General features: G+C 42.9%; 23 protein-coding genes. 13 read left to right on the forward strand and 10 right to left on the reverse strand.

Features of this window, described 5'->3' with window-relative positions; genetic code table 11:
• Positions 1 to 36: 36 nt before the first annotated feature.
• From DEO27_RS29685 to DEO27_RS29695, 3 genes are all read right to left on the reverse strand, one after another.
• Positions 37 to 1,173, reverse strand: coding sequence for a TIGR03364 family FAD-dependent oxidoreductase (locus DEO27_RS29685; RefSeq protein WP_112574543.1), 1,137 nt, complete (start codon positions 1,171 to 1,173; stop codon positions 37 to 39).
• Positions 1,174 to 1,239: 66 nt separating this feature from the next.
• On the reverse strand, positions 1,240 to 2,571 hold the full coding sequence (locus tag DEO27_RS29690; protein WP_112574542.1) for a DUF5690 family protein: 1,332 nt from the start codon (positions 2,569 to 2,571) through the stop codon (positions 1,240 to 1,242).
• A gap of 244 nt (positions 2,572 to 2,815) precedes the next feature.
• Positions 2,816 to 3,394, reverse strand: coding sequence for a helix-turn-helix domain-containing protein (locus DEO27_RS29695; protein WP_112574541.1), 579 nt, complete (start codon positions 3,392 to 3,394; stop codon positions 2,816 to 2,818).
• A 254-nt stretch (positions 3,395 to 3,648) separates the two neighbouring features.
• Here DEO27_RS29695 and DEO27_RS29700 point away from each other — a divergent pair, with 254 nt between their 5' ends.
• From DEO27_RS29700 to DEO27_RS29725, 6 genes are all read left to right on the forward strand, one after another.
• Positions 3,649 to 4,233 carry a phosphonate degradation HD-domain oxygenase gene (locus DEO27_RS29700; protein WP_112574540.1) on the forward strand — a complete coding sequence of 195 codons (585 nt, stop codon included), beginning with the start codon at positions 3,649 to 3,651 and terminating at the stop codon, positions 4,231 to 4,233.
• Between the two features lie 178 nt (positions 4,234 to 4,411).
• Positions 4,412 to 7,708: a SusC/RagA family TonB-linked outer membrane protein gene (locus DEO27_RS29705; RefSeq protein ID WP_112574539.1), complete on the forward strand. Its 3,297-nt coding sequence runs from the start codon at positions 4,412 to 4,414 to the stop codon at positions 7,706 to 7,708.
• 18 nt (positions 7,709 to 7,726) lie between these two features.
• The gene (locus DEO27_RS29710; protein WP_112574538.1) at positions 7,727 to 9,334 is read left to right on the forward strand and encodes a SusD/RagB family nutrient-binding outer membrane lipoprotein; all 1,608 of its coding nucleotides are present in this window, start codon (positions 7,727 to 7,729) and stop codon (positions 9,332 to 9,334) included.
• Positions 9,335 to 9,410: 76 nt separating this feature from the next.
• On the forward strand, positions 9,411 to 10,505 hold the full coding sequence (locus tag DEO27_RS29715) for an alkaline phosphatase family protein (RefSeq protein WP_190295276.1): 1,095 nt from the start codon (positions 9,411 to 9,413) through the stop codon (positions 10,503 to 10,505).
• Positions 10,506 to 10,511: 6 nt separating this feature from the next.
• The gene (locus DEO27_RS29720) at positions 10,512 to 11,333 is read left to right on the forward strand and encodes a glycerophosphodiester phosphodiesterase family protein (RefSeq protein WP_112574536.1); all 822 of its coding nucleotides are present in this window, start codon (positions 10,512 to 10,514) and stop codon (positions 11,331 to 11,333) included.
• Positions 11,334 to 11,503: 170 nt separating this feature from the next.
• Positions 11,504 to 12,349, forward strand: coding sequence for a metallophosphoesterase family protein (locus tag DEO27_RS29725; RefSeq protein WP_112574535.1), 846 nt, complete (start codon positions 11,504 to 11,506; stop codon positions 12,347 to 12,349).
• 321 nt (positions 12,350 to 12,670) lie between these two features.
• Here DEO27_RS29725 and DEO27_RS29730 read toward each other — a convergent pair whose 3' ends face one another.
• From DEO27_RS29730 to DEO27_RS29750, 5 genes are all read right to left on the reverse strand, one after another.
• The gene (locus DEO27_RS29730; protein ID WP_112574534.1) at positions 12,671 to 13,636 is read right to left on the reverse strand and encodes a Gfo/Idh/MocA family protein; all 966 of its coding nucleotides are present in this window, start codon (positions 13,634 to 13,636) and stop codon (positions 12,671 to 12,673) included.
• 228 nt (positions 13,637 to 13,864) lie between these two features.
• Positions 13,865 to 14,938 carry a DUF4148 domain-containing protein gene (locus DEO27_RS29735; RefSeq protein ID WP_112574533.1) on the reverse strand — a complete coding sequence of 358 codons (1,074 nt, stop codon included), beginning with the start codon at positions 14,936 to 14,938 and terminating at the stop codon, positions 13,865 to 13,867.
• A gap of 120 nt (positions 14,939 to 15,058) precedes the next feature.
• Positions 15,059 to 15,949, reverse strand: a complete 891-nt coding sequence (locus tag DEO27_RS29740; RefSeq protein WP_112574532.1) for a class I SAM-dependent methyltransferase — start codon at positions 15,947 to 15,949, stop codon at positions 15,059 to 15,061.
• 130 nt (positions 15,950 to 16,079) lie between these two features.
• Complete coding sequence (locus DEO27_RS29745) at positions 16,080 to 16,832, reverse strand: ABC transporter ATP-binding protein (protein ID WP_112574531.1); 753 nt, start codon at positions 16,830 to 16,832, stop codon at positions 16,080 to 16,082.
• Positions 16,829 to 17,560 (reverse strand): MlaE family ABC transporter permease, encoded by a 732-nt coding sequence (locus tag DEO27_RS29750; protein WP_112574530.1) that lies wholly within the window; start codon positions 17,558 to 17,560, stop codon positions 16,829 to 16,831. The genes DEO27_RS29745 and DEO27_RS29750 overlap by 4 nt, the downstream gene beginning before the upstream one ends.
• Before the next feature lie 166 nt (positions 17,561 to 17,726).
• Here DEO27_RS29750 and DEO27_RS29755 point away from each other — a divergent pair, with 166 nt between their 5' ends.
• The 4 genes from DEO27_RS29755 to DEO27_RS29770 all read left to right on the forward strand — a co-directional run bounded on the left by DEO27_RS29755 (position 17,727) and on the right by DEO27_RS29770 (position 20,926).
• Positions 17,727 to 18,431 (forward strand): SDR family oxidoreductase, encoded by a 705-nt coding sequence (locus DEO27_RS29755; protein ID WP_112574529.1) that lies wholly within the window; start codon positions 17,727 to 17,729, stop codon positions 18,429 to 18,431.
• Positions 18,432 to 18,464: 33 nt separating this feature from the next.
• On the forward strand, positions 18,465 to 19,043 hold the full coding sequence (locus tag DEO27_RS29760) for a PspC domain-containing protein (protein WP_112574528.1): 579 nt from the start codon (positions 18,465 to 18,467) through the stop codon (positions 19,041 to 19,043).
• A 2-nt stretch (positions 19,044 to 19,045) separates the two neighbouring features.
• Complete coding sequence (locus tag DEO27_RS29765; protein WP_112574527.1) at positions 19,046 to 20,032, forward strand: LiaI-LiaF-like domain-containing protein; 987 nt, start codon at positions 19,046 to 19,048, stop codon at positions 20,030 to 20,032.
• 210 nt (positions 20,033 to 20,242) lie between these two features.
• A complete protein-coding gene (locus tag DEO27_RS29770) occupies positions 20,243 to 20,926 on the forward strand; it encodes a carboxypeptidase-like regulatory domain-containing protein (RefSeq protein WP_112574526.1) in 684 nt (227 codons plus the stop codon).
• A 142-nt stretch (positions 20,927 to 21,068) separates the two neighbouring features.
• Here the strand turns inward: DEO27_RS29770 and DEO27_RS29775 are convergent, their stop codons facing one another.
• A complete protein-coding gene (locus tag DEO27_RS29775; protein WP_112574525.1) occupies positions 21,069 to 21,692 on the reverse strand; it encodes an NUDIX hydrolase in 624 nt (207 codons plus the stop codon).
• 127 nt (positions 21,693 to 21,819) lie between these two features.
• Positions 21,820 to 22,569 carry a hypothetical protein gene (locus DEO27_RS29780; protein ID WP_146750100.1) on the reverse strand — a complete coding sequence of 250 codons (750 nt, stop codon included), beginning with the start codon at positions 22,567 to 22,569 and terminating at the stop codon, positions 21,820 to 21,822.
• A 130-nt stretch (positions 22,570 to 22,699) separates the two neighbouring features.
• On the opposite strand from DEO27_RS29780, the gene DEO27_RS29785 reads away from it, so the two are divergent.
• The 3 genes from DEO27_RS29785 to DEO27_RS29795 all read left to right on the forward strand — a co-directional run bounded on the left by DEO27_RS29785 (position 22,700) and on the right by DEO27_RS29795 (position 26,099).
• Complete coding sequence (locus tag DEO27_RS29785; protein ID WP_112574523.1) at positions 22,700 to 23,959, forward strand: prephenate dehydrogenase; 1,260 nt, start codon at positions 22,700 to 22,702, stop codon at positions 23,957 to 23,959.
• 426 nt (positions 23,960 to 24,385) lie between these two features.
• Positions 24,386 to 25,573, forward strand: a complete 1,188-nt coding sequence (locus DEO27_RS29790) for a hypothetical protein (RefSeq protein ID WP_112574522.1) — start codon at positions 24,386 to 24,388, stop codon at positions 25,571 to 25,573.
• Positions 25,574 to 25,739: 166 nt separating this feature from the next.
• Positions 25,740 to 26,099 (forward strand): hypothetical protein, encoded by a 360-nt coding sequence (locus tag DEO27_RS29795; RefSeq protein WP_149301889.1) that lies wholly within the window; start codon positions 25,740 to 25,742, stop codon positions 26,097 to 26,099.
• Positions 26,100 to 26,143 lie beyond the last annotated feature (44 nt).

Genomic DNA, 26,143 nt, shown 5'->3' on the forward strand with positions numbered 1-26,143 from the left:
TTTAAAATCTATGATCCACGAACTATCAACTATGATCTAATTATCCTTCCGCTGCGCAATCACCTCTTCGCAAAGGCCAAATGATAATGTCATGCCGTTGCCGCCAAGGCCATTGATCACGGTAACTCCGGGCTCAATATCTACAATTAACTCGGATGCGCCGTTGGTCATTTTAGGGTAGATACCGTGCCATGATTGCAGCATTTTCCAGTCTTTAAAATTGGCGAACGTATGTAAGTATTCGATTATTAAATTATTAATAAATTCTTTGTCGAAAGGGTCATGAACCAGGCCATATTCGTGCGAATCGCCGATGGTAAGTTCGCCGCTGCCATTTTGTGATACCATTACGTGGATTCCCCATTTCAGATGAGTAGCGTATTGCTCTTCATAGCGTTTGCGTAAAGCAGGTAATGACGCTGCTGCCTGAAAGCCAGGATAGTGGATCATGGACAAGCCACCGCATAATGAAGGGCCAATGCGCCATTCGTCGGGCTGGGTAACTAAACGCATCATTTGTAGCTTGCATTTGGTGATCTGGGTTTGTGCAAAAAGCTCCGGGTATAAGGTTTCAAAATCGGCGCCGCTGCAAACGTAGATCTCGTCGGCCTCCCAGCTTTGGGTGCCCGAGCTTACTTTGGAATGTTCGATACGGCTGATGGCGGTGTTCCAGTGAAATTCAACACCAAATTTTTCGGCAAGGTATTGGGCCACCTGTCCAACAGCCACGCGCGATTCAATGATCATTTCATCGCTGCTCCACAACGCGCCTTTTAAGCCGTCGGTATTTACTGCTGCTGATTTGTGTACGGTAGCCCCCGGATCAAGCACCGCGCAATCGCGATATTTGTGGTTTACCTCAACATATTCCTCAATTGCCTGCAATTCATCATCATGATAAGCAAGGTGTAATGAGCCAACTTCATCATGCCAGATCCCGGCTTCGGCACAAACTGTTTTCCAGATGCTCTTTGATAGCATGGCACGTTCATACATCGGTCCGGTAGCCTGGCCAATGGGCCATACCATCCCAAAGTTACGGATGGAAGCACCTACCGCACGTTCATTACGCTCAAATACGGTTACTTTATAGCCACGAACGGCCAGTGCGCGGGCAGTAGCTAAGCCTACTATGCCTGCGCCAATGATGATTGCACTCTTGTTATTGTTCATTATATTATTTCATTAGGTCATCAGGTCATTGTGTCGTTGGTCATTTTTTTGACTTTGAACTCATGACTATGGACTTATCGCCTGAAAATTTATCTGTTCTTCGTTGTCTTCATTTAACTTTTTTTTATCACGTGCGGCACTTTGCAAAAAGTACACGAGCGATAAAATACCGCAAATACCGCCAACCAGGGCCACTATCATTACCCCTTCCTGAAAAAAGGTACCCCAGCTTATGGTTGGGCGGCCAAGTTCTTTTACCAATAAAATGCTTACGCTGCCCAGGTAACCCATCGAATCGGCAACGTACATGATAAAGCCCACATTACTTTTATAGTGGAACGACGCTATCATCCTTTCAAAAAATATAGCGTTATAAGGTACGTAGCCCAGGTAAAGGCCGAGGCCAACGCAGGTCATCCATAATGTTGGACTTATCCATTTAAACGTAAACATGATGGTTGATATACCTACCAGCACACAACCGGCAATAATCATTAAGTGGATAATACTAAAGGCGCGTAAGTTTTTACGTACCAGGATAAGCAAGCTCATAGCTACAAGCACCACCAATGAAATTTTAATATCGGTAGTAGTGAAAATGCTGTTATCCTTAATACCCAGACTGGCCCAGATCTCTACCTCAAAATTATCGCGCACATCGCGCATAATGGTAAGCAGTACATAAACAATGAGGGTAAGTATAATGCCAGGTAAAAAGCGGATGATAAATTGTTTACGTTCGGTGGCATTCATTGGTGTACGTTCGGCGCGTAAACGTTTATCCTCGGCGGTAGGCTGGGGGATGAGCTCCATGCAGCCCACGAAAAACAATAATGGTAGTGCGAATACAGCCCCCGTTAAAAAAGGCATGTAATATTCATTTACGTGAAAGCTGCTTATTAAAGTACGGCCGGTTGTTTTTACAAAGCCCGATGCAAAGATGAGGCTAATGGATAATACCGATGCCATAAATTCGGTTGAGCGGCGGCCTTCAAGGTAACCGAACACCAGGCCCCAGATTAGTCCCAAGGGGAAGCCGTTAATAAAAAGAAAGGCGATATTCCAGGGGGCTGGCACAAAGGCAAACGCAAGGAGGGCTGCCCAGGCAATGCCTATCAGCGTTAAAATGTAGCGTGCACGGGTTTTGCTGTTTACTTCGGCTATAAATTTTATGCCGTAAAACTTACTGCTCATATAGCCTATAACCTGGGCTATAACTAACCAAACCTTATAATCTACATGGAAATACTCATGACCTGTAAAAGTAGCCGCTGCAAACGCTTTACGAAATGCATACATGGAAGTATACGTTCCGAAAGCCGAAACCGCTGCCAGAACTGAAATTAATGCATAGGGCCATTGGGCTACTTTTGCACGTAAATTTTCAATCAGTTTCATACAGCTAACACTAATTTTATGCTCATAAAAATAAATATAATTGTTTAGCAATACTAAACTTTTTTTATTAAGATTAAACTAAATTAGTGTTAAGGTTTGGTTAAGGGGAGGGTGTATTGGTTTATTGGGTTGATTAGGTGAGTAGTTGGTTTTGCATGTAAATAAGAAATTTTAGATAGTTATACTTACAAGTTCTATGCTTGAAAACCATTCACTTAATCAACCTAATTAACTATTCACCACCCTACTTCTTCTCCTCAAAAAAATAGACAACCAGCATGCTGGCTGTGGTGTTGCCTGTGTTTTTTGGGGTATGAGGAATCCGACCGTCAAAGAGCATGCTGTCGCCCTGGTTAAGGGTTATTACATCGTCATTAAACTGGTAGGCTATCGTACCCGATAATATATATTTGTATTCAAATGCTTCGGTTTCAACAAGCGGACGTGTGGCGTCTGGCTCAAGTTCAAGTATTACTATATCAACAGTACTTTGACTTATTGATTGTGTAAAAATGCGCTGGTAGTGAAAACCGTCGGCATGTTCTTTTTCAAAGTGATCATATTCGTGTTTCCGTTTTACCAAAACAGGCATGTGATCGCTTTTTGAGCGCATATCTTTAAAAAACTCGTTCAGATCTATCTCCAGGGCTTTTATAATATCTATCAGTACGATGAGCGAGGGGATGGTACGGCTATTTTCAATTTGTGAAATGAGGCCTTTACTTACGTTGGCCCTTACAGCAAGTTCCTGCACGGTTATATTTTTGTCGCGGCGACGTTCTTTTATCCGGTTACTGATCTGTATCAGTATGTCTTCTTCCATTATCTGTATTGTTATAGCAGGTTATTCGCTGCGCAAAGTAATTAATAGGTGTAGTTATCCAAAATGATTTTTTTGTTACCACTAACATTACTACTTTCTTTTTACGAACAAAAACCGCCCGGGTTTAAGTTATTCGCTGATTATTACCTATGTTAACAAATTCTTAAATGTAAGTGCCTGTGACTATAATTCACAAACATTTAATATTTTAATAACCTTTATCCTGTTTATTTGCACCTGAAAAATTTTAAGATATGGCACCATCCCAATATAATCCGAAAGCTGTGGTTGATGAAGTATTTTCGTTATACGAAAAATTTGGCGATGCCGATTATATAGGGGAGCCTGTTTCTCAACTGGAACATATGTCGCAGGCTGCTGCCCTGGCCGAAGCTGAAGGCTATGACGACGAAGTGGTGCTTGCCGCATTTTTCCATGACATAGGTCATCTTTGTGCCGATGCTGAAGAAGCAGGCAGCATGGATGGCATGGGCAATGTTGACCACGAACGCCTTGGTGCCGACTACCTGCTTGAGCGTGGTTTTTCTGAAAGGGTTGCTAACCTGGTACAAGGCCATGTAATTGCCAAAAGATACCTCACCTACAAATACCCCGAATATTATAACCGTTTATCTGATGCCAGTAAAGCAACCCTCGAATTTCAGGGCGGTGTGATGACCGCTGAGGAAGCTGCCGAGTTTGAACTGAACCAGGATGCAGAACTTATCATCAGGTTACGCTACTGGGATGACATGGCAAAAGAGATGCACGTGCCTGTAAATAATATAGATCACTTAAAAGCAATGGCCCTCGCACATCTGCAAGTGGTAAATGAATAAATAACATATTAAGTTTTTGTGATTAATATATAACCTGTTTGTTACAAAAATCGCCTGCTTAACACAGGGTGAACATCAAGTTAAGTATAGCTTAATATTAAATTGGTTTACTAATAATAAACAAAGTTTAGTATTGCTGTATGAAAAACTCAAATATTTCACCCTTAAACTTTAGCAGATGAACAAGATTTACCAGAGATTAAGAGCCGTAATAACGGTTTTATTATTTTGCGTAGCTCCATCTATCTTATTCGGACAAACCAAAATAAGCGGTACTGTTACCGATGACAAACACCTGCCACTGCCGGGCGTAAGTGTAAAGATCAAAGAACAAAACAAAGGCACTGTTACTGATATTGAAGGCCGTTACAGCATTACTGCAACTGCCGGTCAAACACTTATTTACTCGTTTGTTGGTTATGCCCCTGTTTATGTAGTGGTTGATAACAAAACAACTGTAAATGTAAGCATGATTGGCGACAGCAAAGCACTGAACGAGGTTGTTGTAACCGCGTTAGGTGTTAAGAAAGAAACCCGCCGCATTGGTTACTCAACGCAATCGGTAAGCGGCGCCGATGTTACTACTGCCCGTGACCCTAACCCTATTACAGGTTTAACGGGTAAAGTAGCCGGTTTATCAGTAGGCCCATCTGCCGAGTTACTGGGTAATCCTTCTGTATTGATCAGGGGTAACTCAGTTACTTTATACGTAGTAGATGGTTTCCCTATTAATACTGATACTTATAACATCAGCCCTGATGACATTGAAACTTACACCGTGTTGAAAGGCCCATCAGCTGCGGCACTTTATGGTAGCCGTGCACAAAACGGTGCGATTTTGATCACTACCAAAAAAGGCGAGAAAAACAAAAGAGGTTTAACTGTTGATATAAACAGCAGTACCGTTATGAACACCGGTTTCCTTGCTTTCCCTCGTACTCAAAACTCATTTGGTCCGGGCGAAAACACCTTTTATACCTTCGTTGACGGTAAAGGTGGTGCGCCAGGTGGTGTGGATAGCGATTACGACGTTTGGGGCCCTTACTTTGCAGGCCAGCTAATCCCTCAGTATGACAGCCCTATTGTTAATGGCGTACGCCAGGGTACTCCATGGGTTGCCCGTGGTAAAGACAACCTGAAAAACTTTTTGAAAACAGGTTACCAAACCAACAATAACATTTCATTAGGTTCGGTTGGTGAAACTTATGTAACCCGTTTTTCGGTTTCACAACAACACCAAACAAGCTATATCCCTTCTCAATACCTTGATATAGCCAACGCTAACTTCTACGGTCAGTTCACTCCATCAAAACGTTGGAAATTTGAAGCAAACGTTGATTTCAACAGGCAATCAACTGATAACTTCCCAGACGTACAGTACGGTCCGAACAGTATCATTTATAACATTGCTGTATGGACTGGTGCCGATTGGAACATCAACGCACCTGATATCAAAGCCATCTGGCAGCCAGGTAAAGAAGGTGTACAATCGGTATTTGCTGAATATACCCGTTACCACAACCCGTACCTGTTAACTGAAAAATGGACCCGTGGTCATTACAAAAATGACATTTACGGTTATTTGTCAGGTAACTTCAAGATCAACGATAACTTAAACGTTACTTTACGTTCGCAAATTGATACTTATAACATCCTGCGTACCGAAGATCTGCCATTCTCGGCCCACCCTTATGGTCGTGAAGGTAACCAGGGCGATTACCGCGAAGACCGTCGTAACCTGTTTGATAACAACACCGAGTTATTTGTTAACTATAACTATACTATCAAAAACTTTGTGAACTTATCAGGTTTAGTTGGTTCAAACCTGCGTAGCTTTAACTATAACTCAAGCTGGACATCAACAGATTATTTGAACGTGCCTGAAGTTTATGCTTTCAGTAACTCAAAAAATGCTGTACAGTCAACCAACTTCTCATCACAAGAACGCGTATTAAGCGGTTACTACTCAATTGACGCTACATTTGGTAAATATGCTACCTTATCAAGCACCGGCCGTATTGATAAATCATCGGCTTTCCAAAACGTAACAACTTATTACTATCCAAGTTTATCAGCAGCAACCGTGATCTCTGATTACGTTAAACTGCCTGAAGTTATTTCATTCTTAAAAGCAAGGGCATCTTACTCAACCGTAAAAGCCGACGCTTCAAGTGCAACAATTGGCCCTGCTCCGTTTAACGCTATTTCGGTTTACGGCGGTTCAACAACTACCAGCAATCCTAATTCAAACCCGTTATTCTTAAACCCGCTTGGTTACGGTAGTACTTATAACTCACCTTACAACGGCCCAAGCTATCAGCTTAATCCGTTCTACTTAACCAGCAAACCATATAACAGCCAGCCTGCAGCTTCTGCTTCTGACTTTTTATATCAGCCAAACATCAAAACTTCAACCCGTGTTAACTACGAAGAAGGTTTCGATATCAAATTCCTGCAAAACCGTTTAGGTTTATCGGCCACAACGTTCCAATACATTGACGGTCCACAGATTTTGGCTAACTCAATCTCAACTGCTACCGGTTACACAACTTTATACCTTAATGCTTTAAAAACCAAGAAAACCGGTTACGAGTTTTCATTAGAAGGTACTCCTATCAAAAACCTTGGTGGTTTTGGCTGGAATGTTTTGCTTAACGTATCTACATTTAAAGATATTTACGAAGAGTTACCTCCAAACCAGCAGACTTACCAAACTTTCTTCAAAAAAGGCGACCGCGTAGATAAATTATACGGTACTGCTTTTGCAAGGACTCCTCAAGGCCAAATCATCAATGATGCTGCGGGTAAACCATTAGCATTACCGGTTCCTCAGTATTTGGGTAATGAAAATGCAAAATACCAGTGGAGTTTTGCCAACAAACTGCATTACAAAAACATCAATTTCGGTTTCCAGTTTGATGGCTCGGTTGGTGGTGTGATCATAGACTATATGCACAACAAAACCATGCGTGGTGGTTCAAACATCGAAACTGCTACAGGTGCTTTGGGTGATGCCCGTTATAAAGACTGGCAAAACTTTGGTAAAGCAGGCTATAATGGCAGTTACGTAGGTGAAGGTGTAACCGTATCAAACGGTGCGGCTGTAAACTACGATCCTGCTACTGGTAAAATCACCAACTACGGTGCTTTGCAATATGCTCCAAACAAGCAAACTGTATTGGTACAGGATTATGTAAGTAAGTACTACAATGTTGATGAATCAAACCTCATGAGCAAAACCTTCTCAAAACTTCGTGAAGTAACAGTTGGCTATGATTTCCCTAAAGCATGGCTTGATAAATCATTCATCAAAAAGGCTTCGGTATCAGTTTATGGCCGTAACCTTTTATACTTCTACGGAGACAAACGCTTCAAGGATGTGGATTTAGATCAGTATAACTATGCTACTTCTTCAACTGTATTGCAGTCGCCTACAGTACGTAGCTATGGTTTCAACTTAAATGTATCATTCTAACCAAACCGAAAGACGATCATGAAAAAGATATTAAAAGCTCTTGTATTACCCGCACTTGTACTTGCAACCACTACCGGCTGTAAGAAAAGTTTCGAGGATCTTACAAAAAACACAAACGTACCAAGTACAGTACCGGCTTCGCTGTTATTCAATGGTATATTAAACAAGATGGCCGACCTGCCGCAGTCAAGCAATGAGATCTACGGTCAGTATTACCTTTATAACTATGACTATTATGGCAATAACCGTTATGATGGTTTTGCCAATGGTGGCGACAATTATTACAACGCGTTAAAAAACGTGTTGGTAATGGAGCAACGTGCCTCGGCAACCGGCGGTGCAGCTGTAAACCCTTACGAAGCTGTAGGCAAATTTTTCAGGGCTTACTTCTTCAGTAAAATGAGCCTGGAAGAAGGTGATATCCCAATGACCGATGCATTGAAAGGTTTGGATAACCTTACTCCAAAATATGATGCGCAAAAAGATGTTATGGTACAGTGTTTAGCATGGCTTGAGTCAGCCAACGCCGATATGAGCGCTTTGATCGCTAACCCATCATCTGGTGGTACCGGTGTTGGTGCAGCGTTATCAAATGATATTTATTTAGGTAATGACCTTGCAAGATGGCAAAAAGTGGTAAATACCTTTAGGGTAAGGTTGCTTATTGAGCTAAGCAAAAAAACAGCTGATATTGATGTTAAAGCTCAGTTTGCCAACATCATCGGTAACCCAACCAAATATCCTTTGATGGGTAGCAATGATGATAACCTGCAATATACTTTTGTTGCCCCAAGTAACTATTATCCTCAAAACCCTGATAACTTTGGTCAGAACGGTTCAAGGCAAAATACTTCAGCAACATATATTGGTTTACTTACTCAATTGCAAGATCCACGTGTATTTGTAACTGCTGAGCCTGCACGTTATAATGTTGATGACCTTAAACAAAGCCCAACAGCATTTTCTTCGTTCATTGGTGCCGATCCGGGCTTAGACCTTGGTGTGATGTACAATAACGCTACCCTGCAGAAATACTCATTCCTGAACAGGAAACGTTACTACTCAACCTATACCGGTGAGCCAAGCATCCAGATTGGTTATCCTGAGTTAATGTTTAACATTGCCGAAGGCTTAAACCTCGGTTGGGCAAGCGGTAATGCCGAAACCTATTATACTAAAGGTATCCAGGCTTCATTCCAGGCATATTCTATCCCAGTTGGTAAAGCGGCATTTACTGCTTATTTCTACAAACCAACCGGTTCTGATGCCAGCCCTTCAAAACCAACCAACTACGAAACTTACACTATTAATGTTGACTGGGATGCTTACTACGCTCAGGCTGGTGTGAAATATGCTACCGGTGCTACTGGTTTAACCCAGATCCTGCAACAAAAATATCTTGCTATGTTCCGTCACTCTGGTTTAGAGGCTTACTTCAACTACCGTCGTACCGGTGTGCCAACCTTTACTACTGGTCCGGGTACAGGTAATAGTAGCCGTATCCCTAAACGTTTTGAGTATCCTCAATCAGAGCGTACTGTTAATGCTACAAATTATAACGCTGCGTTAACCGCTCAATTTGGTGGCAGCGATGACATTAATGGTGTTATGTGGTTGCTTAAATAACCTCAGCTTATACGTTTTAATTAATCTACATAAAGGCCCCGCTAATCAGGGGCCTTTATCGTTAAATACAACAACTATGAAAAAAGCTATCTTATTTACGTTATTCGCTTTGTGTTTTTCGGCATTATATGCACAGCACAAAACACAAAATGTAGTTATCGTTACTATCGACGGGCTACGTTGGCAGGAAGTTTTCCGTGGTGCCGATTCGGTTATTATCAATTCAAAAGATACTCAAGATAAAAACGCTGCCCGTAAAAATTTCTGGGTGGATGCATCTGCAGATCGTCGTAAACTGCTGATGCCTTTCTTTTGGAGCACTTTAGTTGAAAAAGGTCAGCTTTATGGCAACCGCGATTTAGGTAGTAAGGATGAAGTGGCCAATCCATATCATTTTTCATACCCGGGCTACAATGAAATATTTACCGGTTTTCCTGATAAAAGGATGAATACCAACGATGGGATCTATAACCCTAACATGAACGTACTTGAGTTTTTGAACAAGCAAAAAGGCTTTGAAAATAAGGTAGCCGCTTTTGCATCATGGGAGCGTTTTTCACAGATCCTGAGCCCTAAGCGCGCAAATATTTTGGTTAACGCTGGTTTTATGCCGCTGGAAGTTGCTGGTATGAACGATCGCCTGAAACACCTGAATGAGTTACAGTTGGAGGCACCGCGTTACATCAGCGATTCAACCCGTATCGATTTCCTGACGTTTGAGTTTGCCAAAAACTATATGATGCAGTACAAGCCACGTGCCCTGTACCTTTCATTTGATGAACCGGATGATTTGGCGCACGCAGGCAATTACGGATTTTACCTTGACCGTATTAAACAGGAAGATGGTTTTATAAAGCAACTTTGGGATTACATCCAATCGGAGCCTGCTTATAAAAATAAAACTACATTGATCATCACCTGCGACCACGGCAGGGGCGACGAGCCGATGAAAAAATGGCACGATCACGGATCGGACGTGGTACATTCAGAACAAACCTGGTTTGCCGTTATTGGTCCGGATACCCCGGCCTCTGGCGAAATGAAACAAGGTGAAACAACTTATCATAAACAATTGGCCCAAACTATAGCCAATTTATTAGGCTTTGACTTTAAGGCTGCTGCCGGTCATGAAGTGGGTGATGCTATTGGCAGTGTTACCGAAAAAAAATAAAATACGATGCGTTTTCAACTATTAACAATTTTAGGTTTACTATGGCTGCTTCCCGGCGATGGATGGCAGCCCAACCCTGCTCCTGTTTCGAAGCATAAATTTATTGTTGCCGCCCATCGCGGCGATCATGTCATTTATCCTGAAAATACTATAGAGGCATACAAAGAGGCGATAAAAAATGAAGCCGATTATGTGGAGATAGACCTGCGTACCACAAAAGATGGCGAGCTGGTTAGCATGCACGACGGCAGCATTAACCGCATGACAGATGGTAAAGGTCAGCTGAAGGATTTTACACTTGCCGAGCTATTGCAGTTGAAAGTAAAGAGTAAGGATACAACGAGTAAAGAAGTATACCGGATTCCAACCTTTAAGCAGATCCTGCAGGTGTGCAAAAAACGGATAGGTATCTATCTTGATTTCAAAGCTGCCGATCCTGGACAGGCCTATCAGATGATCAAAGAATACGGCATGGAAAAGCAGATCCTGGTTTATATCAACAGCGCTTCCCAATTTACAGGCTGGCGTAAAGTTGCTCCTAAAATGCCGCTGATGTTAAGCCTGCCGGATAGTGTTAAAAACACCGCAAGTATGAAAAACTTTATTGATCAATATCATCCTGATATTCTTGACGGGTCTTATAACCAATATACCACTGATATGGTAGCCTTGGCTGGGGAATACCACATCTCTGTTTGGCCCGATATCCAAAGTGCGGGCGAAGGTACGGCGGATTGGAACAAAGCCCTTGCCGCAGGTTTGAAAGGTTTACAAACAGATCATCCGGCAGCGTTAGTGAAATTTTTGAAGGAAAAGGGGTTGAGGTAAAATAAGTGTAAGTATAAATCATGTCATTGCGAGCGAAGCGTGGCAATCGCACGGAAGCAAAGTCGCCCTGTATAGCATGCGATTGCTTCGTTCCTCGCAATGACATTTATGCTTATTTCTTAACCTTCATTTAACACGGAGGGGCTACCTTTGCAATAAAATAATAGCCTATGACCTCGCGCCGCGAATTTTTTGGTACTGCCTTAACGGGTGTTGCCGCCTTAAGTCTTTTACCTGCCGTTAACAGTTTTGCTGCCGAAAATAACCGGTACAGCCGCGCTACCAAAGCCAAACTAAAATTAAGATTTGCTTTGGCATCTGATATCCATTACGGTCAGCCGGAAACTGATTTCGCCTTGCATACCGGCAACATGATTAAATGGCTTAACGAGGACCATAGCAAAAACCACCTGGATTTTGTGATTGTAAACGGCGACCTGGTGCACAACCGTCCGGATCTGCTCCCGGAGATCAAAGCCAAATACCTTGATAAACTGAACGTTCCTTACCATACTATCCCCGGTAATCATGACTTTGCCGATGCCTCAGTTTGGAAAAACGCTTTCGGCTACGAGGATAAATACACGGTAGAATTTGGTGATATCGCTTTTGTATTGGCCCACACAGCTGATACTAAGGGTATATATACCTGCCCCAATAATGCCTTCCTTAAAGCATCGTTAGATAAATTTACTGATAAGAAGATCGTTTTTGTTGTGCTGCACATTCCGCCTACCCAATGGGTTAAGAATGATGTATTTGTTGACTGCCCCGAAACTATCCAGTTGTTACACGCTTATCCTAACGTAAAAGCGGTATTTCACGGCCATGATCATCTGTTGGATGGTGTGCGATACACTGATAAATTGCCTCACTTTTTCGACTCGCACATTGGCGGCGATTGGGGTACTGATTATAAAGGTTATCGCATTGTTGAAGTGGATGAGCAAAATGCCATCTACACATATCAGGTAAACGCCAGCCAAAATCCGGTGCTTAACTCGGCTAAACTGTAGTAGTATTTCGGATTTCGGAATTTCAATTTCGGATTTACCCCGGGTATTTTTAGCGCAAGTCCTGAGCCAGGGTCTGTGTGTGATTGACTTGTGCTTTATTCCTCTACTAATTTGTATGGTGAAGAAGGCACAAGTTAGCCCTGTCCGGGGCCATCGCACGAAACTTGCGCCAGTGAGAGAATTAAAAACTATGTCATTGCGAGGAGCGGCATGGGTAGGTGCATGTGGGCGACGTGGCAATCTCGTAGCTATACAAAGCGGTAATACTTCCGTGCGATTGCCGCGCTACGCTCGCAATGACATTTTTGTTAACTACAAGTTCTATTTCTCAACCGGATATTTCAATCCTATTTGTTCCCGGGCCTGATCTATCATCGCTATCATTTGCCGGGATAGTTCATGCGGGAGTATTAGGCTTTCGGTTTGGCCTTGTTTTATGAGTTCGCAAAAATGGATGATCTCATAGTTTAATCCTCCGGCTGTGAATGGTTCATCAAGCTGTACCGTGCGGCCGTCGAGGTAGCTGATAGTTGCCTTTGCCGGGTTCCACCAGTTTTTATGAATGGTAATATGTCCTAATGTACCTACTATAAGCGCATCGCCTTTGCCGTGCATATCAAAGCCACAATATAATTGCGCGTAACCATTTTGGTGCAGTGTTTGGAAAATGGCAAACATATCAATTCCTGTTTCGCCAAACCTGCCCATAGTTTGAATATCCTGCATAGGGCCAAGCCAGTCGAGCGCTAAAAAAGCTTCATAAATGGCAATTCCCATCAGGCTGCCGCCAACAAGTTCGAGGTTATAATTTGGATGATCGGGCGGGCAATCGGCCACGGCAGATCCTGCGCGAACATATCCCACTGGCCCGATGGGATCATTAACCAGGTATTCCTTCAGTTTGCTATATAATGGGTAAAATGGAGGTTTCATACCTTCCATAAAAAGCAGGCCTGTTTGCTGGGCAACGGCAAGTACCTCATCCAGTTCGGTAAGGTTTACGGTAACCGGTTTTTCGCAAAGCACGTGCTTGCCTGCTTTAAGGGCTGCAATGCTGTAAGCGGCATGACTATCAGGTAAGGTAGCTATATAAACAGTATCGATATCGCTTGCAAGTAATTCTTCAACACTTCGGCAAGCAATGCCACCATATTGCGCAACAAAGGCATCAACGGTTTCGGGCCTGCGAGAGTATGATGCTACAAGTTCCACACCATCAACAGCAACAAAACCCTGCATAAACCTGTGCGCTATACGCCCGCAGCCAATAATGCCCCATTTTATCATAGTTCTAAGTCTGAAGTCTATTTATGATCGTCATTGCGAGGTACGAAGCAATCCCCGATTAGCAGAGCCGCCTTGTACAGTTCGCGATTGCTTCGTGCCTTATAATGAAGTCTTTTTAGTTAATTATCGAAAATATAGCTTTAAATGCAAAAGTCCCGGGTAAATAATTTTATTACTTACTCAGGACTTTTCACTTCTGACTTAAGACTTCGAACTTAAGACCTCCGACTATTGATACTGGATATAAATCGGGTATGGTTTGTACCTTGATAAAACCTCCTCAGGGGTTAACATGTGGTGAGGTGGTTTTTTGATATCATTTTTGTAGAACAATTTAAAGCCTGTAAACTGCACCGGCTCCTGGTTAATGAAGTAGCGGTAAGTACCGGTTTTCAGGTCTGGTTCGCCCCAGCCGTCCATGTTCATTACCAACTGAATTTCCGGGTGTAATTTGATGTTCTTGTAGTTGGTCACCATTTTTTTAGTAAAACGGTGCACTATCAGGATTTTTGGCGGTAAGCCGTTTTTCTTAACGATTTTGGCAAGGTAATCTGATACATAGTTAATATCATCAGCATCATAAGTACCTATCTTTTTGCCCGGATGGGTTCCGTCTTTCATCGAAAACTCTGGGTCCATACCAAAATGTACCTGTGGCAATTCAAGGTATTTTTCAAGTAATGGCAACTCAGCACGGATGTTGCTTAAAGCAACCTGCACATCTAAGAAAACGATAGCATGTGCTTTTTTAGCCAACACCAATACACTGTCAATTTGCTTAAATGGCATACGGTAGCGGAACTTGCCGTCTTTACCACCATCGCCTTGTGCAACTACCGCAATGTAATGCAATGCAGGCTGAACAGGAGTTTTAGGATCGGCTTTCTCCCAGTGTTTTACTTCGCCTTTTAATTTGGCAAGCATTTCGTTTGGAGGCAATTCGCCCAAAATGCCCATTCTTTTTGAGTATAAGTTACCGTAATAAGCAACCACACGTTTAAACGGCAAAATAGCGCCGCCAATTGGATAAGGCGTATTTTTAACAGGCCACCTGCCGGTAGTATCACCGTGCGCGTTGAATTTCATCAACGAATCGTACAGTTTTTTATCGATAGGAGGGTAGGTAGACTTTTTAACGCTCAAGGTATCTGCTGCTTCAGCCTGGGCCGAATCACCTTTAACTGCAGCGGCGGTTTTTTTACCGTCGGTTTTGGCACTGTTGCCATTTTGTGAGCAGCTGTTTAAAAGCAAAGCTGCCGACGCCATAAATGTAGCGGATAGTACAAGCGTTTTTAATTTCATTTTTTTAACGTTCAATATAATGCAGGTGTATGTAAGGCGTGTTTAATTAATTTAATTCCCAGCCACTTATATAGCAGCAATTGTGTTGGTTCGGTTGCGGCCAAAGATAGATATTGGAAATTAATTACTTTTAATTTTATGAAACTTTCCAAAAACCCCTAAAGGTAGCTTTGGTCCGGCTGTGGCCTGCAGGTAAAGTTCACCAATTTCGAGGTTTTGCACCTGCGGAAACGAACTTTTAATGAGGTTTTCAACAATTACAGATGAGAAGCCAAGGGAGTAAGTATTCAGGATCAGGAAGTGCTCTTCAGGGTCGAGCAGTTGGGTTACATCACGCATCATTTCCGTGATGTTATCTTCCAGTTTCCATTTTTCGCCGTTAGGCCCATTACCATAAGCCGGTGGATCAAGGATGATGCCGTTATATTTTTTACCGCGTTTTAATTCGCGTTTAACAAACTTCAAAGCATCTTCAACTACCCAGCGTATATCTTTAAGTCCTGAGATTTCCTGGTTTTCATTGGCCCAGGTTACCACTTGTTTTATCGAATCAACGTGGGTGGTATCGGCACCCGCCGCCCTTGCAATTAAGGAAGCACCGCCAGTATAGGCAAACAGGTTAAGTACTTTGGGCTCGGGTGTTTTAAAGCGTTTTACATTTTGGCTGATATAATCCCAGTTTACAGCCTGTTCGGGGAAGATCCCCACATGCTTAAACGAGGTAAGGCCCAGCCTGAATTTAATGGCAGCTTCTTTATTTTTGTATTCGATATGCCAGCGGTCAGGAGTTTTTTGATCCTTTTTCAACCATTCGCCGGTAGTTGCCGAACGGCCTTTAAATTTAATATGGTGTAAGCGCTGCCATTCAGAAGCGGGCAGGGTTTTGTTCCAAACCGCCTGTGGTTCCGGGCGGATCAATATGGTGTTCCCAAAGCGTTCCAGCTTTTCAAAATCGCCGCAATCAATCAGTTCGTAATCTTTCCAGTGCGTTGGGGTAAGTAGTTGGATCATTCTTATTCAGTTTGCAGTATGCTGTTGGCAGTTTGCACGCCCCAGTCAATAAATTGGTTGCAAATATAGTTATTATAAATACATGCAGATAACTCTGCACATACTGCTTACTGCCACTGAAAACTGCCAACTACAAAGAGGCCTTCGCTGCCCGCATAAACGGACTGGCAAATACAAAGTTGTTAAGCTCTTTGTTATCGGTTTTAGCTATTTCTTTATTTGAGCCTTCCCACCACTTTTTGCCCTGGTGCAGGAAAATAATATGATCACCAATACCCATTACCGAGTTCATATCGTGAGTTACTACTACGGTTGTAATGCTGTATTCCTGTGTAAGTTCGGAGATCAGTTCATCTATCAGGATAGACGTTACCGGGTCGAGGCCTGAGTTAGGTTCATCAACAAATAAATATTTAGGCTGCATGGAAATGGCGCGGGCAATGCCAACACGCTTTTTCATACCGCCCGATAATTCGGAAGGGTATAATTTATTTTTACCTGCAAGGTTAACCCGTTCCAGGCAAAAGTTGGCACGGTCTTGCTTTTCGGATTTTGATTGGTTTGTAAACAAGTTAAGCGGAAACATGATGTTTTGCTCAACTGTCATGGAATCAAAAAGTGCCGAGTTTTGGAACAGCATACCTATTTGAGTACGGATAGGTACACGTTGCTCAAAGTTCATGTTGGTGAAATTCTCACCGTCAAAAATCACCTCTCCCTTAGTTGGTTCATGCAGGCCTACTATACACTTAAGTAAAGTGGTTTTACCGGAACCGGAACCGCCGATGATCAGATTGTTTTTTCCGGGCTGGAAAGTTGCGGTGATACCCTTCAGTACTTCGTTTTCACCAAAGGTTTTATATACGTCTTGTATTTCGATCATAGTAACAGGCGTGAAATGATAAGGTCACAGAATAGGATCATGATACAGCTCCACACAACCCCGCGTGTTGCTGATTGGCCAACCTCAAGTGATCCGCCGTTAACATAAAAACCCTGGTACGAGCATATTGATGTAATCACAAAGCCAAAAGATATGGCTTTAACGGCGCAAACCGTCGCGATTACAGGGTTAAATCCATCAGTAAGCCCTCTGAGGTAATCATTGGTTGATACATCATTTGAAGCCCAGCAGGCAATATAGCCACCGGTTAACCCTAATCCTACAGATACGATAACCAGCAAAGGGATCATGGTAACTCCTGCAATAATTTTTGGTGATATCAAATATCCCGGCGCATTTACGCCCATGATCTCCAGCGCGTCTATCTGTTCGGTAACGCGCATGGTACCAATTTGCGATGCCATGGCCGAACCTACACGACCGGCCAGTACCAGTGCCGATATGGTTGGACTAAATTCCAGTATGGTTGAATCGCGGGTAATGCCGCCTACTACTGTTTTCGGGATGAAATCGCTGATAAGCTGGAAGGCGGTCTGGATGGTAGCTACCGCGCCAATAAAAAGCGAAATGATAGCAACAATGCCCAATGAGCCAATACCCACCGAAACCATCTCACGCATGATCTCGGCCCAGTATACACTGAATTTTTCGGGTTTCCTGAAACTTAAACGCAGTAAGAGTATATATTTTCCTAAGCTATGAAACATGCAGATGTATAAAAAATCGGTTAAAAATACGCTTTTTACCTTTAAGCCTAAATGGTCAGGTGTTAAAACAAGTCATTTAAATTCAATTTTATAAGCGCTTCAATTATTCTGCTTACGTAAATTGCGGGCATAAAGCTTCAGTAACTATAAAAATTAATTAAACAATATGAAAAACGTACTCATCACCGGTTCAACTAAAGGCATGGGCCGCTCAATCGCAATTGCTTTTGCTAATGAAGGATTAAACGTGGCAATTTGTTCGCGGAATGAGCAAGAATTATTAACTTTTAAAGATGAGTTGGAACAAATTGATCCGGGAGTGAAGGTTTTTGCTATGAAAGCCGATGGCAGCAAAAAGGCTGAATTGTTCAGATTTGCCGCCGCGGCCGAGGCTGAGTTCGGTTTTATTGACGTTGTAGTTAATAACCTGGGAACGTATATCCATTCAAGTATATTGGATGATAAAGAAGATACCCTCCAGATCCAAATGAATACCAACCTGATGCCGGCCTATGAGCTATACCGCTATTTTGGCAGAACCATGGCAAATGCAGGTAAAGGACACTTCTTTAATATATGTTCGGTAGCAGCTATAAATCCTGTTCCACAAGCGGGCAGTTATACTGTAACAAAATATGCGCTGTTAGGTCTAACAAGAGTAATGAGGCTCGAGATGCAGGAGCATGGTGTAAAAGTTACCGCCGTAATACCCGGATCAACGTTAACGGATTCATGGAAAGACGCGGTGGTGGATAAAGATACTATGGTGCTGCCCGAAGACATAGCATCGGCAATCATCAATATTTACAGGATGAGCACCGGAGCCAATGTTGACGAAATCATCATCAAACCTGCGCCGGGCCAGTTATGATAAATCAACTTTAAACATAAACGAACATAAATTATGGAAAAGAAACTTCATCGCGATGAACACCGAAAGGTAATAGGCGGTGTTTGCGCGGGCCTTGCCGAGCATTTCGGCACGGACGTAGCAGTTATCAGGGCGATATTTTTAGTAACGCTTATTTTAAAAGGCTTTAGCTTACCTATATATATAGTATTGTGGATAGTGCTGCCAAAAAAAGGCTACAATTTTACGCCAGGTGTTGACTATAGGGTGCCACCACAGGATAATCCTTTTATGAATGATCCTAAATTTGGCGGCCAGCCTTTTAATCCTCCGCCATTTGTAAATCCGCCTAAAAAACAGGCTTCAACAGTGGGGTTGATATTTGGCGTGGCCATGATCCTTTTGGGTTCGGTGTTCCTGCTTAACGAGCTTGACCTGATGCCCGATTGGGATTTTGAAAACCTTTGGCCTGTAATGCTGGTGGGTGCCGGTATAGCACTCATTGTTTCCGGAGCAAAGAAACAGCCCTGGGAAAAACAAAACTGGCATGCTAATGAGGTAACTGATGCTCCAGAGGCAGAACCTACTAAAGACGAGACAGAAACTAAAGATACACCTCCAACTATAGAATAATTATGAAAAGCGATAAACTTGTGCCAGGTGCTATCCTGGTGTTGTTGGGAGTAGTATTCCTGCTGGATAACTTCCACGTAATAAATTTCGACTGGATGAACATCCTGTACCTGTGGCCTATATTTTTAATTATGGGCGGTATCAGCCTGGTGTTTGCGGGCAACCGGTCGCCGCTGGCTACCATCCTGAAGCTTGCTGTAGTAATTGGTTGCTTTGCCTTACTGGTGTTTGGTAACTTTGGCAAGCGCTACCACTTTTGGCCAAATGCCTGGACCTTTCACAGCGACGATTATAATGATGACAGCGACAATGACGACAGCGATACCACAAATACCGACCAGGGTGTAGTAAAAATTGGCGGCGATAAAACTTTTAGGGAATCGTATTCGGCCGATATTAAACACGCCCGCCTTAATATCAGCGGTGGTGGAACAATATACAATTTAGCCGACAGTACTGCCGATTTATTCAGCGCTCAAACGCAGGAGCTTTACGGTAAATATACTTTTAACCACAGTAAAGATGATTCGGTGTATGTGCTTAACCTTAATTTGAAGAATAATAAAGGCTTTCATTTTGACTCAAACGACCGTAAAAACAACAAAGCCGACATCAAATTAAACACAAATCCGGTGTGGGATATTGATGTAACTACGGGCGCGACAGATTTAAATTTTGATCTTTCAAAATTCAAAATAAAAACCCTATCTTTAAAGGGCGGAGCAGCATCATTTGATGTGAAGCTCGGAGCCCCTGTTGGAAGCACAAATGTAGAGGTTTCAACCGGTGCATCTGAGGTTATTATAAGCGTTCCGAAAGACGCTGCCTGCCGTATCACATCCAATACCGGCCTCTCATCAAACGAGTTTGCAGGCTTTAGTAAAAAGAGTGATAACGACTACGAAACTGATGGCTTTGATGCCGCTAAAAACAGGATCCTGATACACATGAGTGGCGGCATCTCTGATTTTAAAGTAAACCGATATTAACCTAAATCCTGAGTAAAAAGATACCGGGACATAATACAACAATAATGAATTGCCATCCGCTCCATCAATTTGATGGAGCGTTTTTTTTGTACCATATTGTAGCGGCGATTCAGGTTTTTGTCATTTAAGATAAGGCAGGGGTGAAAAAGTGTTAAATTGAAAACCTTTGGAACAAAAAATAAGTTTAATTTACAGCACAAATAATCTACTATGAAATACCAATACCTTGTATTATCTGCATTACTATTTTTAGCCTGTACTGTAAACGCCCAGACCACTGTAAAGGGCACCGTTGTTGAATCGGGCAAGAACAACAAACTGGGCGATGTTTTTGTGCGCGATAACCAGAACAGGCAAATGACGCTTACCGATAGTAAAGGTAATTTCAGCATCCGTACCGAAACCGGCCATACGCTTGTTTTCAGCTCTCCCGGGTATGTATCAGATACCTTATACGTTACCGATTTTACCAACAAGAAAATAGAACTGGTTGCCCAGACCATCGCATTGAGGCAGGTTAACATCAGCGCCAAACGTGAAGCATTTGATGCCCATAAAGAATATCCTGAAGTATACACCCGCGCCAAAGTTTATCCGCTTTCACCTACCTCATGGTTCAGCAAGGAAGCAAAAGACGCCCGCCGTTTAAAGAAATACTTTAAGCACGAAGAAGAAGAACGCCATGTTGACGAAGTATTCACCATGAACTATGTGCAAAGCATTATCCCATTGCGCGGCCAGGAACTGGAGAATTTCATGACCCTTTACAGGCCATCATACGCGTTCATCAAAAACAACAACGGACCTTCGCTGGCAGTTTACATCAATGATTCGTACAAGAAATACCAGGCTCTGCCAGCAGATAAACGTACTTTGCCGGATTTGAAAGAATAGTTTTATAAAGAGCCGTTCGGCTCAAGGAACTTAATAAATTAGCGTCATTGCGAGGAACGAAGCAATCCCCGATCAGCAGATCCGCTCTGTATGGTTCGCGATTGCTTCGTTCCTCGCAATGACGTTTTTTGTTAATGGCTGATTAATCAGCCCAAACGCTGATATCATTATTGATGATCTTTTGATAAAGCAGTTCGATCTGGCTTTTCAGGATACGGTCTTCTGATAGTGGGGGCAGGTTATCGATATCAAAATACTGCACATCCAGTACGTCAAAACCTTTATTGATCTCGGTAGTAACAGCTTTGCAGTAAAACACCATTTTATATACATAAAAAGGCTGTGGCGGGTGCGGGTGCATTTTTTTATCAAATACAGCCAGTAACCTGTCGGCAGTTACCTGCAGACCGGTTTCTTCCCAAAACTCTTTAATAATGGTTTCTTTGGGCGTATAGCCAATATCGCCCCAGCCACCTGGCAACGACCATTTGCCATCGCCACTTTCACGGGCCAGCAGAATCTTATTATCCGGCGAAAGCAGGATACCCCTTAAATCAACCTTGGCGGTAGGGTAATCTGCAGCTTGTGGAAACAATAGGTTAATGGTTTCGCCGCCGTAGCCGCTTACTTCATCAAACATTTTAGTACTCAGGTGTTGCAGCTCCTGGTAGCGTTCAATATCATATTCGTTTTTGGCGTACAACAGGCCGGTATCAGCAACAGAACGTAGTTGGGTTATGAGGGAAAGTAGATTGGTGTTGGGCATAAAGTATGATCAAATTATGTGATTGTGAGGAGGAACGACGAAGCAATCGCACGGATGCAGAGCAACTCTGTGCAGTTCGCGATTGCCACGCTACGCAATGACATGGGTGTATAATTCCGAAATCAAACTATCCTCTGCCTAAAAGTTCGTCAAGTTTGTTGCGTTCGGTTTGGAGTTCGCGGGCAAGTTTCTTTTCTTTTTCGTTGGCTTTGGCCTTGAAAGCTTTGTATTCTTCGTCAAGCTCCTCGTAAAGTTTGATGCGGTATTTGGCTTCACGGCTATGCGCGCCGGAGCGGGCTATTACTATAACGGCAACCACACCAAAAACAATTACCAAACCCCACATGACCAGGTTATAGGTTGCCTTGGTAAACGGAATACCCAGCAAGCTGATCTCATCGCGCTTTGCATTTGATTCGTTCAGGGCCTGCTCTTTGTTGTTGGCATCAGATTTAAGGCTTTCAACATTTTTACCCTGTTCGGCAAGACTGGCTTTCGCTTCTTTAAGCTGACGTCGCTCGGTATTAAGGGTATCTTTCATGTTTTTCCACAGGGCGGCAACCAATGGTTGCTGATAGTGGTATAATTTGCTGAGCAGATATTGATACTGGCCATTAAGGCTTTTATCTTTTTGCAGGGCCGAGTCGGCAGCTGTTGCCCTTGGCTGTGCGTAATAAGTAGGCCTTGCAGGTGCCGGGGGCGTTACTGCCGGATTTTTAAGCGCTGCCGGGCTCGATTTTACAATGGGCGGAATAGCATTAGGTTTTAAAGTAGCGGGTTTCCTTTTGGCAGTAGTGTCCTGAGCAAAGGTTGCTGTAACACTGCCCGTTATCATCGCTATTAAAACCGTTATCGTAAGTAGTAAATGCTTGTTCATCAAGTGTAAAATTAGGTATATGCTATTAACAAAACAGGATATATACGGTTTTTATTATATACATACTGCTATTTTGAGGCTAAAATAAGCTTTCGTACGTAATTAACCTACTCATAGTTATATTAGCGGCATGAATATAGGTATTATTGGTTTGGGCGATATGGGCCGCCTGTATGCGAAGGCTTTTGCCAAAGCGGGTTACACCGTTTCGGGCTGCGACCTCCCCGCCAACCGCGAAAAACTGGAAGCAGAACTGGCGCCTTTTGGCATTACTGTTATGGATCATGGCAGCGATGTGGCGCGGATCAACGACCTGATCATCTATTCGGTTGAGGCCGAAAGTATGGAGCGTGTAGTGGCCGAATTTGGCCCTTCAACCAAGTACGGCGCCATTGTTGCCGGGCAAACTTCGGTTAAACACCCTGAGATTGCCACCTTTGAAAAACACCTGCCTGCCGACGCCCAGATAGTTACTTTTCATGGTATGCACGGCCCCGGTTTTGAACCCGCGGGGCAAACGCTGATCCTGATCCCGCACCGCTCAACACCTGATGCTTACCAACGGATGTATGATTTGTTTACGGCTATTGGCAGCAACATAGTTGAAATTGCTGATTACCACGAGCACGACCGTATCGTTGCCGATACCCAGGCGGTAACCCATGTTGGTTTTGAAAGTATGGGCACGGCCTGGAAATCTGCCGGTTTTTTCCCCTGGGAAAATGCCTCATATATAGGTGGTATTGATAATGTCAAGATCCTGACGACTCTTCGCATATTCAGCTACAAGGCCCACGTTTACGCCGGGTTGGCTATTCTTAACCCCTACGCCCGCCAGCAGGTGAAACGCTATGCTGAATCGGAATCGGAATTGTTTAAGCTGATGATCAAAGAGGAAGCCGACGCGTTTAAGCAACGCCTTTACCGTGCGCGCGACTTTGTGTTCCACGAAAGCCGCAAACCTATTATGCTTAATGATACCGTGATGAAAGAGTTTTCGCTCTCGCAGCATGCCGATCATCAAAAACCCAACTCGCACCTGAGTATACTAAGCATGGTTGACGCCTGGTATCACCTTGGTGTTAACCCATATGATAACCTCATTTGCCAAACCCCGCCTTTCCGCCTGCGTTTAGGTATTGCCGAATACCTTTTTAAGAACGAAGAACTGCTGGAAGAATCGCTGGAGACAGCCCTGTATGATAAAACTATCCGTGGCGATGATTTGGAGTTCCACTCGGCGGTAAGGGAATGGTCGGCCATTATTGGGTATGGCGATATGGAGGGCTACAAAAAACACTTTAACGATACGCAGGCATTTTTTAGCCACCGCCTTGAAGAGGGAAAAGCCCAAAGCGCGGAATTGATCCGCAGGTTGATGATGGAGTAGTTTGGATTTGGGAGTTCGGATGTTGGATTTCGGATTGATTATTAAGTGTTCAATTTTTTAAAGTGTGAACGCTTGTTGTTTTTTTGATTTTTATTATTGTTGATAATCAGTGATTTATAAAATTTGAAAAAGCTTTTATTCGCTGTTGTGAACGCGTGGGTTCTGATAGCCAGTTTGTTATGAAATTACTTACTCAAAAGTTGAACACCCTGTTTTTTGAAAATTGAACACTGACAGGACGGTGTCAGTAAATAGCCAATGACGCAAGACTGGTTAAGCTGAAAGCTTAACTTATTTTAGGACGAAGTTATGCTATCGCTAAACTTCGACCGGTGGAGGTGGTGGTGCGGCGTAGGATATAAATTTTTTGTTTGAACTTCTTTGTTCGATATATTTAAGACTTATTTATTAGCACCTGAACTTTATATGCGTCAGTCTGAGGCCAAGTTTAAGCATATCTTTTTACCTTTTATTGTTATTGGCTTTAGCACTATATTAATTTACACTTTTTTGCACTGGCTGTTGGTTATCAAGTATGGTGTTGTTGCACTGAAAGATAAGGATGCTGATTTTCTTATTCCAGGTATTGCAGGTCTGGTGTTGCCTCAGCTTTTGCTTTTTCCTAAGTTGAGACAATTAAAGGCCTATAAAGCAACAAGCCGCAATCCCATGATGCTTTTATTAATGGTAGGTGGTTTTACATTTGCTGTCCCTATTTGTATTGCTCAAAATTATCTTGGATCGGCTACCGGTAAGCTTACCCGACTGGACAGCATGAGCGAAGTGCACTATTTGCCGCCTACTAAGTATTATACTGTCAGGCAGATGTATCCTAACAAAAATATGGCGCACATTAAAGTGATATTTTCAGTTGGCGGTAAAAACAATGTGGACTTTAATATGGATGCCTATACAGCGGTGCCTGTTTTTGACCGTATTTATCCCGATACCAATCGCATAGCCGCCATGCGCAACAGAAACCCGAAAGCGCTGGTGATCATTAATGATACACTGCGTAACATGCAAGCGCTAAAAAAATTACCTGCCGATTCGGTACGGATGATGCGTTATGTTAATCCTTCCATGGTAATGCCCAGATACGGAGATTCTGGTAAGTACGGTGCGTTAGCTGTGGTAACCTGGAGATATAAGTTTAAAAGGCAGCCTGCCGTTATTAAAATAGCACCCGCGGCCTGGTTTGTGCTCAAGTACCATAAAACTGTTAGTAACAATTTAACAGTGGCCGAAAAGAAGGAAGAATTTGCCTTTTTTGCCAGGAAATGCGACGCTACTTTTAAGGATGAACCTTTAACCAAATTTACATACCTTGCCCGTTTACCCGATGATAGCGATGTTGCCAATTACCAGGCAGCTATAAATTCACGCAATGATGTTGCAGAAGGTGAGCAAACCATGCTTTCGCCAGTTTACGAACCGTTTGAGAGCCGGAATGGAAATAGGCTATTGTGGATCTTTGCGTCATCCATCATTGGCTTAATGTTATATTGGGTTTTTTTGGAGTTATTTAGGATCAAAAATTTTAAAAATTTTGAGATGAGGTTTTTAAAAAAGGAACACAGACCCGATGAACAGAAAACTGCTTTAAGAGAATAATAATATCTGTTTGTTAATTTAAGAACATCGCGCAAAGATTCTCTGCTCAAATCAATCCAATATTTCCTCCTCCAAATCTCCCCATAATACCTTATATTAGAGTAAGTTTTTTAACCAATCAATTATAACCTCCCGGTTCCTCATTTATCATTTAAAATAGCCGAAGATGAAAAAGGTATCGTTGTTATTCGTGTTTCCTGTAGTGTTATTTGCTACGTATTTATTCGCGTTTCAGGGTAAAAGAACGGCGGTGCCGCGTGCCATAAAATCCTCAACGCCGGTAATGTGCGGATCGGGTATAGTGGGAGAGGTGGATACAACCAGGAATGGCAAATTTATCCAACGCCTGCCCGGATGGGGGCATCACAGCTACGCTATAACTACCGGTAACGATAGTGCCCGGTTTTACTTTAATCAGGGTTTAACCATGTATTATAGTTACCACATGAAAGAGGCCTTTGCTTCATTCAAAGAGGCATCGCGCTTTGACCCTTCGGCTGCTATGACCTATTGGGGCAGGCTTTAAGCCTGGGACCTTATTATAATGCCGGTGGTCCTTATGTTGCACCT

Source organism: Mucilaginibacter rubeus, assembly GCF_003286415.2.
GTDB lineage: Bacteria > Bacteroidota > Bacteroidia > Sphingobacteriales > Sphingobacteriaceae > Mucilaginibacter > Mucilaginibacter rubeus_A.

What these genes read in the sequence shown, in the direction of transcription:
- DEO27_RS29690 (WP_112574542.1), bottom strand. Translation starts at nt 2,571, where the DNA reads ATGAAACTGATTGAAAATTTACGTGCAAAAGTAGCCCAATGGCCCTAT.
- DEO27_RS29775 (WP_112574525.1), bottom strand. Translation starts at nt 21,692, where the DNA reads ATGCCCAACACCAATCTACTTTCCCTCATAACCCAACTACGTTCTGTT.
- DEO27_RS29730 (WP_112574534.1), bottom strand. Translation starts at nt 13,636, where the DNA reads ATGATAAAATGGGGCATTATTGGCTGCGGGCGTATAGCGCACAGGTTT.
- DEO27_RS29725 (WP_112574535.1), top strand. Translation starts at nt 11,504, where the DNA reads ATGACCTCGCGCCGCGAATTTTTTGGTACTGCCTTAACGGGTGTTGCC.
- DEO27_RS29780 (WP_146750100.1), bottom strand. Translation starts at nt 22,569, where the DNA reads ATGAACAAGCATTTACTACTTACGATAACGGTTTTAATAGCGATGATA.
- DEO27_RS29710 (WP_112574538.1), top strand. Translation starts at nt 7,727, where the DNA reads ATGAAAAAGATATTAAAAGCTCTTGTATTACCCGCACTTGTACTTGCA.
- DEO27_RS29695 (WP_112574541.1), bottom strand. Translation starts at nt 3,394, where the DNA reads ATGGAAGAAGACATACTGATACAGATCAGTAACCGGATAAAAGAACGT.
- DEO27_RS29700 (WP_112574540.1), top strand. Translation starts at nt 3,649, where the DNA reads ATGGCACCATCCCAATATAATCCGAAAGCTGTGGTTGATGAAGTATTT.
- DEO27_RS29715 (WP_190295276.1), top strand. Translation starts at nt 9,411, where the DNA reads ATGAAAAAAGCTATCTTATTTACGTTATTCGCTTTGTGTTTTTCGGCA.
- DEO27_RS29745 (WP_112574531.1), bottom strand. Translation starts at nt 16,832, where the DNA reads ATGATCGAAATACAAGACGTATATAAAACCTTTGGTGAAAACGAAGTA.
- DEO27_RS29765 (WP_112574527.1), top strand. Translation starts at nt 19,046, where the DNA reads ATGAAAAGCGATAAACTTGTGCCAGGTGCTATCCTGGTGTTGTTGGGA.
- DEO27_RS29705 (WP_112574539.1), top strand. Translation starts at nt 4,412, where the DNA reads ATGAACAAGATTTACCAGAGATTAAGAGCCGTAATAACGGTTTTATTA.
- DEO27_RS29785 (WP_112574523.1), top strand. Translation starts at nt 22,700, where the DNA reads ATGAATATAGGTATTATTGGTTTGGGCGATATGGGCCGCCTGTATGCG.
- DEO27_RS29750 (WP_112574530.1), bottom strand. Translation starts at nt 17,560, where the DNA reads ATGTTTCATAGCTTAGGAAAATATATACTCTTACTGCGTTTAAGTTTC.
- DEO27_RS29755 (WP_112574529.1), top strand. Translation starts at nt 17,727, where the DNA reads ATGAAAAACGTACTCATCACCGGTTCAACTAAAGGCATGGGCCGCTCA.
- DEO27_RS29685 (WP_112574543.1), bottom strand. Translation starts at nt 1,173, where the DNA reads ATGAACAATAACAAGAGTGCAATCATCATTGGCGCAGGCATAGTAGGC.
- DEO27_RS29770 (WP_112574526.1), top strand. Translation starts at nt 20,243, where the DNA reads ATGAAATACCAATACCTTGTATTATCTGCATTACTATTTTTAGCCTGT.
- DEO27_RS29735 (WP_112574533.1), bottom strand. Translation starts at nt 14,938, where the DNA reads ATGAAATTAAAAACGCTTGTACTATCCGCTACATTTATGGCGTCGGCA.
- DEO27_RS29760 (WP_112574528.1), top strand. Translation starts at nt 18,465, where the DNA reads ATGGAAAAGAAACTTCATCGCGATGAACACCGAAAGGTAATAGGCGGT.
- DEO27_RS29720 (WP_112574536.1), top strand. Translation starts at nt 10,512, where the DNA reads ATGCGTTTTCAACTATTAACAATTTTAGGTTTACTATGGCTGCTTCCC.
- DEO27_RS29740 (WP_112574532.1), bottom strand. Translation starts at nt 15,949, where the DNA reads ATGATCCAACTACTTACCCCAACGCACTGGAAAGATTACGAACTGATT.
- DEO27_RS29790 (WP_112574522.1), top strand. Translation starts at nt 24,386, where the DNA reads ATGCGTCAGTCTGAGGCCAAGTTTAAGCATATCTTTTTACCTTTTATT.
- DEO27_RS29795 (WP_149301889.1), top strand. Translation starts at nt 25,740, where the DNA reads ATGAAAAAGGTATCGTTGTTATTCGTGTTTCCTGTAGTGTTATTTGCT.